General features: G+C 72.4%; 10 protein-coding genes and 2 pseudogenes. 8 read left to right on the top strand and 4 right to left on the bottom strand.

Translation table 11 applies throughout. The annotated features are described in order from the left end of the window. Both ACT2CW_RS22730 and ACT2CW_RS22725 read left to right on the top strand, forming a co-directional pair. Positions 1–825, top strand: coding sequence for an alpha/beta fold hydrolase (locus tag ACT2CW_RS22730; protein WP_445518043.1), 825 nt, complete (start codon positions 1–3; stop codon positions 823–825). A gap of 146 nt (positions 826–971) precedes the next feature. Next, complete coding sequence (locus ACT2CW_RS22725) at positions 972–1,580, top strand: helix-turn-helix domain-containing protein (protein ID WP_164425817.1); 609 nt, start codon at positions 972–974, stop codon at positions 1,578–1,580. Between the two features lie 132 nt (positions 1,581–1,712). Here ACT2CW_RS22725 and ACT2CW_RS22720 read toward each other — a convergent pair. After that, positions 1,713–1,907: pseudogene (locus ACT2CW_RS22720) on the bottom strand (MFS transporter); the annotation flags it as partial. A 21-nt stretch (positions 1,908–1,928) separates the two neighbouring features. Here ACT2CW_RS22720 and ACT2CW_RS22715 point away from each other — a divergent pair. Then, positions 1,929–2,123 carry a hypothetical protein gene (locus ACT2CW_RS22715; protein WP_445518042.1) on the top strand — a complete coding sequence of 65 codons (195 nt, stop codon included), beginning with the start codon at positions 1,929–1,931 and terminating at the stop codon, positions 2,121–2,123. 45 nt (positions 2,124–2,168) lie between these two features. Here the strand turns inward: ACT2CW_RS22715 and ACT2CW_RS22710 are convergent, their stop codons facing one another. The 3 genes from ACT2CW_RS22710 to ACT2CW_RS22700 all read right to left on the bottom strand — a co-directional run bounded on the left by ACT2CW_RS22710 (position 2,169) and on the right by ACT2CW_RS22700 (position 6,605). Then, positions 2,169–3,332 carry a bifunctional class I SAM-dependent methyltransferase/NUDIX hydrolase gene (locus ACT2CW_RS22710; RefSeq protein WP_445518041.1) on the bottom strand — a complete coding sequence of 388 codons (1,164 nt, stop codon included), beginning with the start codon at positions 3,330–3,332 and terminating at the stop codon, positions 2,169–2,171. 62 nt (positions 3,333–3,394) lie between these two features. Continuing rightward, positions 3,395–4,876, bottom strand: coding sequence for a methyltransferase domain-containing protein (locus tag ACT2CW_RS22705; RefSeq protein WP_445518040.1), 1,482 nt, complete (start codon positions 4,874–4,876; stop codon positions 3,395–3,397). 112 nt (positions 4,877–4,988) lie between these two features. Then, a complete protein-coding gene (locus ACT2CW_RS22700) occupies positions 4,989–6,605 on the bottom strand; it encodes a carboxylesterase/lipase family protein (RefSeq protein ID WP_445518039.1) in 1,617 nt (538 codons plus the stop codon). Positions 6,606–6,723: 118 nt separating this feature from the next. Between ACT2CW_RS22700 and ACT2CW_RS22695 the strand changes: the two are divergent. The 5 genes and pseudogenes from ACT2CW_RS22695 to ACT2CW_RS22675 all read left to right on the top strand — a co-directional run. Beyond that, a pseudogene (locus ACT2CW_RS22695) lies at positions 6,724–6,936 on the top strand (GntR family transcriptional regulator); the annotation flags it as partial. Next, on the top strand, positions 6,921–7,073 hold the full coding sequence (locus tag ACT2CW_RS22690; RefSeq protein WP_445518038.1) for a hypothetical protein: 153 nt from the start codon (positions 6,921–6,923) through the stop codon (positions 7,071–7,073). The pseudogene ACT2CW_RS22695 and the gene ACT2CW_RS22690, both read left to right, overlap by 16 nt. Positions 7,074–7,318: 245 nt before the next feature. Further along, positions 7,319–7,732, top strand: coding sequence for a hypothetical protein (locus tag ACT2CW_RS22685; protein WP_445518037.1), 414 nt, complete (start codon positions 7,319–7,321; stop codon positions 7,730–7,732). A 647-nt stretch (positions 7,733–8,379) separates the two neighbouring features. Further along, the gene (locus tag ACT2CW_RS22680; protein ID WP_445518036.1) at positions 8,380–12,387 is read left to right on the top strand and encodes a Pls/PosA family non-ribosomal peptide synthetase; all 4,008 of its coding nucleotides are present in this window, start codon (positions 8,380–8,382) and stop codon (positions 12,385–12,387) included. Beyond that, entirely contained in the window at positions 12,384–13,808 is a 1,425-nt protein-coding gene (locus ACT2CW_RS22675) for a M1 family metallopeptidase (protein WP_445518035.1), read from the top strand. Before ACT2CW_RS22680 ends, ACT2CW_RS22675 begins: the two co-directional genes overlap by 4 nt. Positions 13,809–13,951: the final 143 nt, after the last annotated feature.

The raw sequence follows: 13,951 nt of genomic DNA, 5'->3' as shown, positions 1-13,951 counted from the left end.
ATGTGTGGTCTGCGGAATGTCCCCATCGTCCTGCTGCACGCCCTGCCCTTGAGCTCCGTCATGTGGCAGGCCCAGGCGGCGTCGCTACGCGCACATGGTCACACCGTCATCACCCCTGATCAGCGTGGTTTCGGCGGCAATCCCCTGGGCACGGCGGCACCCTCGCTCCACACTGTTGCCGACGACCTCGCCGCACTGCTGGACGAGCGCGGTGTGCACTCCGTGGCGCTCGCGGGATGCTCGATGGGCGGCTACGTGGCGATGGCCTTTCTGCGTCGTTACCGCCATCGCGTCCGGGCTCTCGCTCTGCTGGGCACTCGAGCGGCGGCCGACACCCCCGAGACGGTCGCCAAGCGCATCGGATTCGCCGACCTGATGCTCGATGACAGCCGCCGTGACCACCTCGTGGCGCGTACCACCCCGCTCCTGCTCGGTACGACCACCAGGGACCGACACCCCGGTCTGGTCGAGCGGGTGACGGCGATGGCGGCGGCCGCCGCTCCGGAGGCGGTGGCCTGGGCCCAGCGTGCCATCGCGGCCCGCCCCGACTCGTGGTCCGTCCTGCGCGACACCGACGTGCCCGCCGTCGTCGTCGCCGGGGCCGAGGATGAACTTGTGGCGATGGACGAGGCAGCGAGCATGGCTGAGGCCCTGCCGCGCGGGCGGCTCGTCACCGTACCGGCTGCGGGCCACCTCCAGCCGCTCGAAGCGCCCGAGTACGTCACAGAGCTGCTCATCGCGCTGCTCGACGCGGCCGCAGCGGACCGGCAGCACCTGTCGGTGGAGTCGTCGGCGGATGTCGAAGACGGCGGAAACCGTTGCTGAAGCCCTCACCCAAGGCACCGGCCCGTTGATGGCCGAGGCCACCCAGCTGTGGTGCCCATCAGGACTCCTTGTGCCGGTAGGCGCTCAGTCTCGGCAGGCACACCCGACCTGGCACGAAATCTTGCGGTAATGGCAAGGTGGGTCTCATGGATCTCACTACGGACGACGACGTGCTCGACGCGGTGGGGCCGCGGCTTCGTGCGCTGCGCCGTGACCGCGGCATCACCCTCGCCGATCTCGCGGCGCGGACCGGCGTGTCGGAGAGCACCCTGTCCCGGCTGGAGAGCGGGCAGCGTCGGCCGACCCTGGAACTGCTGCTCCCGCTGGCCCGTATCCATGACGTTCCGCTGGACGACCTCGTCGGTGCCCCGCGCACTGGCGACCCCCGGATCCACCTCAAGCCGATCAGGCGGTTCGGCATGACGTTCGTGCCCCTGTCCCGGCGACCGGGCGGTGTGCACGCGTTCAAGATGATCATTCCCGCCGGGCCGGAACCACTCGAACCGACCCCGCAGACCCACGAGGGCTTCGAATGGCTCTACGTGCTCAACGGGCGCCTGCGACTCGTGATCGGCGAGCGCGATCTGACGCTGCCGCCGGGTGAGGCGGCCGAGTTCGACACGTCCCTGCCCCACTGGCTGGGCAGCGCCGATGGCGGCGTGGTGGAGCTTCTCATCCTGTTCGGCCTGCAAGGGATACGTGCGCACGTACGCACCGACCCTCATCGGCCGTCCCGGGCCGAGAGCCGACGCTGAACCGTGCCGAGACGGGCCGCCTCGGAACCGGCAACAGCGAAGAGGGCCGGAGGCCGGTGCGGCCTCCGGCCGGGTTTCACATATGGACTACGGGTGCCGCGTCGGGGCCCTGGGCGGGTGCGCCGCGCCGGTGACACCCGCGGTGGCCAGCCTCATGGCGGGGGCCATCACCAGGCCGAGGCCGAGTCCGGCCACGACCAGCGGAGGCAGGATGTCGATGGGGTAGCCGCTGTGCAGGTCGAGGGCGGTCAGCCAGGCCATGCCCGCGGCGGCGGTGCCCATGCCGAGTGGCACCAGCGTCTTGGGGCCGACGCGGGGGACGAGCACGGGCTCGTCGCCTCCGGGCGCATGGCGCCCATCTCGATGGACGTGCTGTTCTTCGCCGTCATCCCACCCATCGCGGGCATGGTGGAGGTGCCTCTGGCCCGGCGCCTGGGTCGGCCCGAGCCCGCCTCACCGGAACAGCTCACGGCCACGGCGGAATCGCTGGCGACGCTCGTGGTCAACGGACTGCTCGCGACAGGTTCGGCCGGTGGCCGCTGAGCGCGTGCGATGTCATGCGCCGTGGTCGTCGAGGGGTGCTGTGCGTCAGGCGTAGGGCGTGAAATGCGCTGGGGTGTGGTCGATCGGCAGGTCGGGGCGCCAGGCGGTGAGGATCTGGGCGCTGCATACGAACAGGCCGTCGGGCAGCCGGTCCAGGGGGTACCAGGCCCAGTCACCGACGCTCTCGTCCGGCCGCGTGACCGGCTCGCCTTGCCAGGCGCGCACGATGGCGCCGACGGTGACCCGCACGACGTCTTCGACGTGGTCGACGAGCGTGCCCAGGAGCGTGACGTCGTCGGGCCTGGCGATCAGGCCGGTCTCCTCGGCGAGTTCGCGGATCACGGTCGCTTCCAGGGATTCCCCGGCCTCTACGGTTCCTCCCGGTAGTTCGAGGGTGCCGCGGCGGTGCCGGCCGAGGAGTACGCCCTGGTCGCCGAGGACGATGGCGCCGACGCCGATGGCGGCGTGCGGCGCGGGTGGTCGGGTGGTGCGGGGCCGGCTGGAGAGGCGTGTGGGGCGGCGGGGGAGGCGGCGGGCGCGGATGAGCTGCTGTACGACGGGGTTGTTCTCGTCGGAGGGGCGCAGGAGGTCGATGGCCTCGACTCGGAAGCCGTGTTCGGTGAGCAGATCCTCCCACAGCCGCGGTGCCAGGACCCACATCCGGGTGGGCAGCGGTGGATCGTCGCGGAGCCTGAGCATCTGCTCGCGTGGCGCGACTGCCGTGGACGGACCGCGGCCGTGCAGGTCGGTGTGGAGGAGCGAGAGGATCAGCGGTGCGCCGGGGCGCAGGCCGTCCCGCAGCGCGGGCAGGGACCGGTGCGGGTCGGTGAAGGCGAGGCTGCCGATGGCGTACGCGGCGTCGAAGGGTTGGGCGGTGCGGAGGTGGTCGACCACATCGCCATGTACGAAGTGGACGCCGGGAGTGCCCGCGTGTGCGCTGATGGCGCGTTGGTGCTGGGTGAGGGACAGTTCGATCGCGGTGACCTGCGCATCGTGCGTTCGGGCCAGGTGCACGGCGTGGTGGCCGGGGCCGGAGCCGATGTCCAGGACGCGTTTGCCGGTGACGTCACCGAGGATCTCCGCGCCGGGACCGACCCCCTCCCACGGGGCCCACTCCAGCCGTTCGGGGACCGGCGGCATGTACCCGTGGTTCAGCTGACGTTGGCCGTAAACGGTCCAGGCTTCGGCGTTGAGGTCCTCAACGGACACGGGAACTCCCGAGAGCAGAGAGAAGCGAGTGGTAGCTGCGGCTTCATTGTCGGGTTTGGGGGTCAGGGCCCGGTTGCGAGGTAGTGCGGGCCTCGGCCCTGGCGGGCGCGTTCGATGGCGTCGAGGCGGGCGAAGGGCAGCTCGCCCATGAGCTGTCGCCACTCGGCGAGATCGTGGACGGCCCACAGGTCGTGTTCGGCGGGGTCGAGCCGGATGTGGCGGAGCTGCTCGGTGGTGAGTCGGCCGCCGTCGAAGACGAAGCCGATCTTGCCCAGTGGCCAGCGGCGGCCCTGGCGGAGGTAGTGCGTCAGCAGTAGACGTGGTTGGCCCTGGCCGAGTTCGAGGCCGGTCTCCTCGACCGCTTCGCGGCGTGCGGTTTCCAAGGGGTCTTCCCCGGCGTCGGCGTTGCCTCCGGGGAGCTGCCACTGCCGGTTGCCGTACACGGAGCGCAGTTGTATCGGGCGGTCGTGCTCGTCGCGGATGTACAGGCAGCCGTACACCGTGTGATGGGGCACCGTCTGGACGTACTCCGCGGGAGTCATGGGCATGGTGTGGCCGGGGCGTCCCGGGCGGTGGTCGAACTCGAAGGCGAGGGCGCCGAGGGCTTCCTTGTCCGGTGGGTAGATGCGGCGGAGGTTGGCGAGTTGCTCCGCGCGGGTGGAGTCGGGGTCGATGCGGGCTGGATCCTCCGCGTCGAGAAGCTCCTCGAATGAGCCGTACGGGGTGATCCGCTTCGCGACGATGTCGAGTTCCCGTCCGCTGCCCGGCTCGTGGAAGACGATCGTGTCCCCGGTTTCGACGGCCGCCTTCCCGGGGGTCCCGACGCGCACTTCGATCGTTTTGCGCCCGGACTCCACCTGGGCGTAGTAGCGCTCCCGCAGGGTGAAGTGGTGCTGCCGTGAGGTGGGTGTCGCGTTTTGGAGGTCGGCGGGCGCGTAGTGCGTGTGGTTGGCCGATGGCTCGGGCAGTGGGTCGGTCTCCGCCTGCTGAGGGCCGCGCAGGACCACGAGGGCCAGTCCTTCGGCGTCGTGGCGTTCGGCGGTGGACCAGCCGGTCCGCAGGTGGGCGAGTTCGTCCTCGTCGAGCGCGATACCGCGCCGCTCGGCCGGGGTGTCGGTGGCGAGGGGCGTGATGACCACGATGGCGGCGCCGGGTCGCAGGTGGCGGCCGAGGGCTCGCAGGGTTTGGTCGCGGTGCTTCAGGAAGGGATATACGAACCGGAGGATGATCACGTCGTAGCCGTCGGCGTGCAGAGGTGTCCAGTCGTCGCGCTCGATGTCCAGGCGCAGCCACCGCGCGGCGTTTCCGTGCTGGGCGGTCGCCTCGGCGAGGGCGTTGTCGGACCAGTCGACGGCGTCGACGTGATAGCCGAGCGAGGACAGGTGGGCCGCGAGTTCTCCGACGCCGCACCCGACGTCGAGGGCTGTGCCGTTGACCGGGGCGGGAAAGTGTGTGGCGAGCAGCGACCGCTCACCGTCGCCGAGTCGGCGATAGCGGCGGCCATCGGCGTAGCCGGTGTTCCATTCGTCCTGTGTGATGGACACGAGGGGCACGTCCTTCCCAAGAGCGACGTGGCGGGGACGGCGCGTTGGCGCCGTGGTGGATGGGATTCTCGCCGCAGCGGTACGGGTTGGGAAGCGGGCACCGGGCCGGGGGTCACTTCCTGTGGTTGCGCGTGGAACGTGCGAGGTCGGCCGGTTCGGTGGTCAGCCGGTCGTAGCTGATCCTGTTCCAGTAGGAGCACTGGTGTCGCGCCGCGTACGCCTCGGAGGTGACGGTCCTGCTGCGGTCGCCGGGCAGCAGCGACATGAGCTTGGCGCCGCGGTACGGCGGCCACGCCGCCTGCTTTCGCGTCGCGGGATGCGCGTCCTTGGTGAACGCGCCCCAGTAGCGCACCATTGCCGCCGACAGTCGCCGCTGCTCCGGTGTCAGCGGTTTCGGGGTCATGCCGGGCCAGAGGTAGGGGAGCTCGGTGGCATGCGTCGCGCCCGGTGTGAAGCCGGGCGGCGTGGGGCCGGGCGAGGGCGGCGGGTTGCGGTCGCCGAATTCGTAGAAGAACGTCCTGGGCTGATGGGAGGCGAACTGCCCGGCGAGGCGCTGGTAGTGGCAGCCGCCCATGCCGTGGAAGACGCTGCTGTCGGTCCACACCGCGCCCAGGGCGTACGCCGCGCCGTACGGGCCGTCGTGGGCACCGTAGGGGTAGCGGGCGAGCACCTCGTCGGCGTGTGGGCCGAATTGCCGCCTGATCACTCGTACGAACTGTTCCTGGGGCGCGTGCGCGAACGGCAGCGCCCACTTGCGTGTCTCGTCCCGGTTGGCGCCGATGAGGATGGGGACGTTGGTGAATCGGCCGGATCGCACCGCGAGACCCGGCGCGACCGGCAGTTCGGGGACTCCGGAGACCGGCAGCGGACCGTTCAGGATGCCGCCGAAGTCGCGCCCGGCGGCCAGCAGTTCGTCCGTCCGCTTGGCCCGCAGACAGGAGGCGCCGGCCACGGAATCACGGCAGCCGGCGGCGCCGGCGTAGCGCTTGCCACGGGCGGTGGCCTGTGCGGTCGTGAGGCTCGGGCAGCCGCCGCTCTGGATGATCGCGCGGTGGAAGAGCCCGCGGGCCGGGGGAGAGGCCAGCAGGGCGCACACGGACTGACCGCCGGCCGACTCACCCGCGATCGTCACACGGCCGGGGTCCCCGCCGAACGCGGCGATGTTCCGCTGGGTCCAGCGCAGCGCCGCTTGCTGGTCGAGCAGACCGTAGTTGCCCGCGCCCCGCTCGCTCAGCCCGGGCAGGTCGAGAAAGCCGAACACGCCGAGCCGGTAGTTGATCGTGACCACCACGATGTCGTTGGTCCGCGCGAGCAGGGAGCCGTCGAAGAAGTCGCCCGCACCACTCATGAATCCCCCGCCGTGTATCCAGAAGAGCACCGGCAGCGGACGGTCCGTGCGCTGTTCGGGGGCGTGGACGTTGAGGTACAGGCAGTCCTCACTCGTACCCGGGCCGCCGGTGGCCGTCTGGACGCAGCGCGCACCGTGGTGGTCCGCCGGCCGGACCCCCGGCCATCGGGCCGCGGGCGCGGGCGGCTGCCAGCGCAGGCCGCCGACCGGTGGCGCGGCGTACGGGATGCCGAGGTACCGGGCGACCCCGTCCGCCGCGGCTCCCGCGACCACGCCCTTGTCGGTGGACACCAGCAAGGGACGGGAAACCGTGGGCGCGGCCGATGGGACGGCCATCAGCGCGGCCAGGCTCACGACGGCGGCGAGTACTCGTCGGATCATGAATCGTCCTGGACCTCCCGGAACGCGGAAGTCCATCGAATCATGCGCCGAGGCCGCGCCCCGACGCGCCCGGGACGGCGTCGAGCAGTGCACGGGTGTAGGCGTGCCGCGGGCGCTCGACCCCGCCATCGGCGAGCCCGGAGTCCCGCACCATCCGGAGGTCCTCGAGGCCATTGAGGCGCGCGACGTCGAGTTGGCCTGTCGGCGGATGCGGGGGCATCTGACGGTGGCCCTGCGTACGTATGGCCCGGACCTCGACGTTCAGGTGGATGTCATGGCGCGGCACCACATCGAAGCCCTCCGCCGGACCGGCGGGTGCCCGGCCCCCTGATGTCGGCCGAGCTCCAGGCCGCCGGCATCCCGGGCGCCCGCTCCTCGGCATGGCGGGACTGCCCACCACCGCACCCGTACGAGGCGGCCTACCTCCCCGTCAACCGGTTGCGTGACGGCACGATTCACGACTGGTGAAAGGCGCCACGGGGCGGTGACTCACGAGTTGGATAGGAGCTGGGGCGTCCGCCGCGGTAAACCCCGCACACGCCGCGGTAAACCCCGCACACGCCGTGGTAAACCCCGCACAAAAAACTTCCAATTCACATTGTTTGCAGCGGGTTGGCCGAATACCGGCCCCGACTCATTCCCCTTTCCCTGTTAATGTCGGCGACGCAATTCCTGACCCGATAATCAATACGTGTGAACTCTCGGGAGAATCCATGAAGGGGACCAAGCGGGGCGCGGCGATCGTCGGCGCCCTCCTGCTCGGAGGACTCACCGTAGGCGCGGCCCCGGCCGGCGCATCGCAGGCGCCGCGCGCCGCGGCCGCCTATGACATCCACTGGCAGTTGGCCTACAACGATGAGGGCGAATGCAAGGCCGCTCTGCAAGAGCATGTGGCGCAGGGCCACATCATCAAGCAGACCTGCCATCTCGACACGTTCCGGCAGTACATCTTCGCCTGGCAGGAGCCGGCCGGACGGGGCAATCACCTCCACACGCAAACCAACTACTCGATGGAAAGCTGTCTGAACAACCAGCGCGGCGATGCCGAGAACCACGACATCGACAAGCCGTGTGCGTACAACCCCGTCACCTTCCAGTTCGACTACGTCTGGTCCGAGCGGGGCTGACGAGGCGGCGCCGAGGCCGGCGTCCGGGAAGCCGAAGTCCCCGCGGCGGTGAGCGTCGCGGGGGCACGGTGCACGCCCGGGAGACGGTCCTCTCGGGCCCCGGGCGCCCAAGCCGCCGTCCGGCAACTGGAAGAGCGCGGCGTCGTCGAGCGCCGCACCGACCCCGTGGGGCGCGATGCCTCCGCCCGGACCGTGGCCGCTGTGAGACCGGCCACAGGGCCGGGGCCCGTCGGGTGGCGCCGCCGGACCGCGGGCGAGACCAGAAGAATCCGCCTCCCACCAGGCACGATACGAGAGGGACGGCGGCGGTTGGGGACGGCGTGCCGCCGTGGCGCGCGGCCATGGGCTCGGGCCCCCGACGCCTCGGAAGGCGAGGGGTTCCTGTTAACGCTGGGTAAACTGCCTGTTCGGCGTATGCGGGCGCCGGTTCGACCGGAGGGGCGGAACATGCCCGTCCGGCCGCCGGTGCCCGCGATTCGGGCCGGCCGCTGGACGGCCGCGCCGAGTGGTCGCCCTCGCGGAAACCATCAGCCGCGTGCGGGTGTTCGGGACCCGGCTCAGTGTGGAGCCGGATGGCAGAGGCCGATGGTCCGGGTTGACCGGGCGGTGTCGCCGAACATCCGGTCCACCGACTGCGGAGAGGCCGGATGGCCGTAATAGACGAGTCCCAAGCACTGATCGACGAGTCCCACGTACTGATCGACCCGCTGCCCGCACCCGCCGAGCCCGCCGTGGGGGAGCCCGCGGTCGCCGAGGACGAGCCCGCGGCACCGCTCGCCCTCTTCCCCGGACACGGCGCCCACGCCGAGCGCACCCTCATGGACGTCCTCGGAGAGACGGCCCGTCGCCACCCGAACGCCCCCGCCGTCGACGACGGTACGGGGGCACTCGGCTACCGTGCGCTCCTCGCCGAGGTGGAGAGGGTGCGGCTGCGGCTGGTCGAGGCGGGGATCGGGGTCGGTGACCGGGTGGGCATCCGCGTCCCGTCCGGGACCGTCGACCTGTACGTCGGGATCCTTGCCGTGCTGGCCGCCGGCGCGGCCTATGTGCCGGTGGACGCGGAGGACCCGGATGAGCGGGCCGAGCTGGTCTTCTCCGAGGCCGGGGTGAGCGTGGTCCTCGGCGCCGGGCTCGAGATGACGGTGCGCGCCGAGCCGCACGGCGTCCCCGGCCGCCCGGGGCCCGGCGACGACGCGTGGATCATCTTCACCTCCGGATCGACCGGCAAGCCCAAGGGCGTCGCCGTCACCCACCGCAGCGCGGCCGCGTTCGTGGACGCCGAGGCCGGGCTGTTCCTGGCCGATGAGCCCATGGGACCGGGCGACCGGGTGCTGGCCGGCCTGTCGGTGGCCTTCGACGCGTCGTGCGAAGAGATGTGGCTCGCCTGGCGCAGCGGCGCCTGCCTGGTGCCGGCGCCCCGGTCGCTGGTGCGCACGGGCGTCGACCTGGGCCCCTGGCTGGTCGAGCAGGAGATCACCGTGGTCTCCACGGTCCCCACGCTGGCGGCGCTGTGGCCGGTGGAGGCGCTGGACGACGTACGGCTGCTGATCTTCGGCGGTGAGGCGTGCCCGCCGGAACTGGCCGAGCGGATGGCGGTCGAGGGCCGTGAGGTGTGGAACACCTACGGTCCGACCGAGGCCACGGTCGTCGCGTGCGCCGCGCAGCTGACCGGCGAGGGCCCGGTGCGGATCGGGCTGCCGCTGGACGGCTGGGAGCTGGCGGTCGTGGACTCCCGGGGCGAGGTGGTGCCCATGGGCGAGGTCGGCGAGCTGGTGATCGGCGGGGTCGGTCTTGCCCGGTATCTCGACCCGGCGAAGGACGCCGAGAAGTACGCCCCGCTGCCGTCGCTGGGCTGGTCGCGGGCGTACCGCAGCGGCGACCTGGTGCGCGCCGAGGAGGAGGGGCTGCTGTTCGTCGGCCGGGCCGATGAACAGGTCAAGCTGGGCGGCCGCCGCATCGAGCTGGGCGAGGTGGACGCCGCGCTCCAGGCGCTGCCGGGGGTCGCGGGCGCGGCGGCCGCGGTACGGAAGACCAAGGCGGGTCACCAGCTGCTGGTGGGCTACGTCGTGCCCGAAATCGTCCCCGAAGAGGACGGCGGCTTCGACCAGACGGACGCGCTGGACCGGCTGCGGCAGGTGCTGCCCGCCGCGCTGGTGCCGCTCCTCGCGGTGGTCGGCACGCTGCCCACCCGTACCTCCGGCAAGGTGGACCGGGCCGCGCTGCCGTGGCCGCTGCCCGGGGTCGGTACGGCCGGTCCGGCGGCCGGGCTGACCGGGACCGAGAGCTGGCTCGCCGAGCTGTGGGGCGAGGTGCTGGGCACCCCGGCCACCGGGCCGGATGCCGACTTCTTCGCGGCGGGCGGCGGCAGCCTCGCCGCCGCCCAGCTCGTCTCGCGGATCCGGGACCGCCACCCCAGCGGCTCGGTCAGTGACATCTACCAGAACCCGCGGCTGGGCGCGCTGGCCCGGACGCTGGAGGCGTCGGGCGGCGGGACGACGGTCCCGCGCACCGTACGGCCCGTACCCGGGCGTTCCGGTGTCGCGCAGACGCTGCTGATGCTGCCGCTGCTGACGGTCGCCGGGCTGCGCTGGGGCGTGGCCGCGGCCGCGGTCATCAACGTGCTGCACCTCTGCGGTGCCGCCCCTTACGCGCCCACCGTCTCCTGGTGGTGGATCCTGCTCGGCTGGCTGTTCTGCGTCTCGCCGCCGGGCCGGATCGCGATCGCCGCGGGTGGTGCGCGGCTGCTGTTGCGGGGTCTGAAGCCGGGGACGTATCCGCGCGGCGGCGGCGCCCACCTGCGGCTGTGGACGGCCGAGCGGCTGGCCGAACTGAGCGGTGCCACCGGCCTGTCGGGCAGCTGGCTCACCCACTACGCCAGGGCGCTGGGCGTGCGCGTCGGCGACGATGTCGATCTGCACGCGCTGCCGCCGGTGACCGGGATGCTCAAGCTCGGCAAGGGCAGCGCGGTCGAGCCCGAGGTCGATCTGTCCGGTCACTGGCTGGACGGCGACCGCTTGCGGATCGGCCGGATCCGGATCGGCGCGGGCGCCACGGTCGGCGCCCGCAGCACGCTCTTCCCCGGCGCCCGGATCGGCAAGCGCGCCGAGATCGCCCCGGGGTCGGGGGTGACCGGCGCGGTGCCCGCGGGGCGCCGCTGGGCGGGCGTACCGGCGGCCAAGTCCGGCAAGGCGGCGCACCGTCGGCCCGAGGACCGGCCGACCCGTACCCGCCGCTGGGCGTTCGTGTACGGGCTCACCTCGCTGGGGCTGACCCTGTTGCCCGCACTGGCGCTGCTGCCCGCGCTCGCCGTCATCGCGCTGTTCGTGCGGGGCACCCGCGACGCGGGCACCGCGCTGCTTCACGCGCTGGCCGCCGTGCCGCTTGCGACGGTGGCCGGAATGGTCTGCTACGCGCTGTTCGTCCTGGCCGGGGTGCGGACGCTGGGCCTCGGGCTGCACGCGGGTCACCATCCCGTGCACGGGCGGATCGCCTGGCAGGCATGGGCCACCGAGCGGTTGATGGACATGGCGCGGGTGCATCTGTTCCCGCTGTACGCCAGCCTGTTCACCCCGGTGTGGCTGCGGGCGCTCGGGATGAGGGTCGGGCGCGGGGTCGAGGCGTCCACCGTGCTGGCCCTGCCGTCGATGACCACCGTCGGCGACGGCGCGTTCCTCGCCGACGACACCATGGTCGCCTCCTACGAACTGGGCGGCGGCCGGCTGCGGATCGCGGAGTCGCGGGTCGGCAAGATGGCGTTCCTCGGCAACTCGGGGATGGCCGTGGGCGGCAGTTCGGTGCCCAAGCGCGGTCTGGTCGGCGTGCTGTCCGCCGCGCCCAGGGGTGCCAAGGCGGGCAGCTCGTGGCTCGGGATGCCGCCGATGAAGCTGCCACGGGCGGCCGAGGAGGGCGACCAGAGCCGTACGTACCGCCCGGCGCGGCGGCTGAAGTGGGCCCGCGGCGCGGTCGAGCTGTGCCGGATCCTCCCCGTGATGGGTGGTGCGGCGCTCGCGGTGCTGGTGCTGGCCGCCTTCGGGACGGTCGCCACACGGTGGGGATACCTCGCGGCCGTGGCGGCCGGCGGGGTGCTGCTGCTCGCGGGCGGTCTGGTCGCGTGCGCCGTGGCCATGCTGGCCAAGTGGCTGCTGGTGGGCCGGTTCAGGGCGGCCGAACGTCCGCTGTGGAGCTCGTTCGTATGGCGCAACGAGCTGGCGGACACCTTCGTGGAGGTGCTGGCCGTACCGTGGCTGGTCGGGGCCGTGTCCGGTACGCCGCTGATGAACTGGTGGCTGCGGGGCCTCGGCGCGCGCATCGGGCGCGGGGTGTGGTGCGAGACGTACTGGCTGCCGGAGGCCGATCTGGTACGGATCGGCTCGGGCGCGAGCGTGAACCGGGGGTGTGTGGTGCAGACCCATCTCTTCCACGACCGGATCATGCGCATGGACGAGGTCGTCCTGGAGGAGGGCGCGACGCTCGGCCCGCACGGCATCGTGCTGCCGGGCGCCACGGTCGGCACGTGTGCCACGGTGGGTCCGGCGTCGCTGGTGATGCGCGGCGAGACGCTGCCCGCGGGCACGTCGTGGCTCGGCAACCCGATCGCGGCGTGGAAGACGGAGAAGGCACCGGACATGCGGAAGACGGAGGCTACGGCGAAGTGAGCAGGGGCAAGAGCGGCCGGGCGCGGGCCGCGCCCGGCGGCGGCGCCGGGGCGGCCCGGTCCGGGGACTCCTATCTGCCCGAGCACGGCAACGGCGGCTACCGGGTGACCCATTACGACCTGGAGCTGACCTACCGTCCGAACTCCGGCCGGCTCTCGGGGCGCGCGCGGATCTCGGCGGTCGCCGAGCCGGGCGGCGAGTCGGGCGCCGAGCCGGGCGGCGAGCCGGTCGCCGCCGGCGAGCCGCTGTCCGGCTTCAGCCTCGACCTCGGCGCGTTCCGGGTCGACGGGGTGCTGGTCGACGGGGGCCGCCCGGCCCGCTACACCCACCGGGCGGACAAGCTGCGCATCCGCCCGGCGCGCCCGCTGCCCGCCGGGGCCCCGTTCACCGTGGAGGTGCGGTACGTCGGGGTGCCCCGGCCGGTGAAGACCCGGCATTGGGGCGACCTGGGCTGGGAGCAGCTGGAGGACGGGGCGCTGGTGGCGGGCCAGCCGATCGGCGCGCCGTCCTGGTTCCCGTGCAACGACCACCCGGCCGACAAGGCGTCGTACCGGATCGAGGTGACCGCGCCGTCGCCGTACACGGTGGTCGCCGCCGGGACCCTGGACTCGCGCACGGTCAGCGCCTCCACCACGACCTGGGTGTACGAGCACCCGGCGCCGATGTCCACCTATCTCGCCACCGTCCAGATCGGCCTGTACGACCTGGTCGAGCTGACCGACGCGGCCGTGAGCCCGGTGCCCCAGCGGGCGGCGGTACCGCCGCGGCTGCGCGACCGCTTCGACCACGACTTCGCCCGCCAGCCCCGGATGATGGCCGCCTTCGAGGACCTCTTCGGCCCGTATCCATTCGACGAGTACGCCGTGGTGGTGACGGACGACGAGCTGGAGGTGCCGGTCGAGGCCCAGACGCTCTCCATCTTCGGCGCCAACCATGTCGACGGGCACCGCGGCTGTGAGCGGCTGGTCGCCCATGAGCTGGCCCACCAGTGGTTCGGCAACAGCCTGACCGTGGCCGACTGGCGCCACATCTGGCTGAACGAGGGCTTCGCCAAGTACGCCGAGTGGCTGTGGTCGGAAGTCTCCGGCGGCGTCCCCGCCGCCGTCATCGCGGCCCGCACCAGGGCCAAGCTGGCGAATCAGCCGCAGGACCTGCTGGTCGCGGACCCGGGCATGCCGCGGATGTTCGACGACCGGGTCTACCAGCGGGGCGCACTGACGCTGCACGCGCTCCGTACGGCCCTCGGCGACGACACCTTCTTCGGGGTGCTGAGGGAATGGACGGCCACGTACCGCCACGCCACCGTCACCACCGAGGAGTTCACCGCTCTCGCCCGGCGCCGCGCCGCACGGCCCCTGGACGCGCTGCTCACCGCCTGGCTCCACGCCCCGCGCCTGCCGGAACTCCCCGGCCCCAGGTGATCGGCTCCGGCGTCCGCACGCGCGGTGCGTACGCACGCCGACATCGTCAAACCGCTGCCGGAACTGCTCGGGGACCACGCCCGTCGCAGCTCGGCAACCGTGTCGAGGCGGTCGAGAGCCTGCTCGCCGTCACCCGGGCGAGC

The sequence above is a fragment of the Streptomyces sp. NEAU-174 genome, assembly GCF_052665095.1.
The sequence above is the reverse complement of the archived record's forward strand: the minus strand, read 5'-3'. Positions and strand labels throughout refer to the sequence as shown.

Coding starts and splice junctions, on each gene's coding strand:
- ACT2CW_RS22685 (WP_445518037.1), top strand. CDS start 7,319: ATGAAGGGGACCAAGCGGGGCGCGGCGATCGTCGGCGCCCTCCTGCTC.
- ACT2CW_RS22725 (WP_164425817.1), top strand. CDS start 972: ATGGATCTCACTACGGACGACGACGTGCTCGACGCGGTGGGGCCGCGG.
- ACT2CW_RS22715 (WP_445518042.1), top strand. CDS start 1,929: ATGGCGCCCATCTCGATGGACGTGCTGTTCTTCGCCGTCATCCCACCC.
- ACT2CW_RS22700 (WP_445518039.1), bottom strand. CDS start 6,605: ATGATCCGACGAGTACTCGCCGCCGTCGTGAGCCTGGCCGCGCTGATG.
- ACT2CW_RS22730 (WP_445518043.1), top strand. CDS start 1: ATGTGTGGTCTGCGGAATGTCCCCATCGTCCTGCTGCACGCCCTGCCC.
- ACT2CW_RS22680 (WP_445518036.1), top strand. CDS start 8,380: ATGGCCGTAATAGACGAGTCCCAAGCACTGATCGACGAGTCCCACGTA.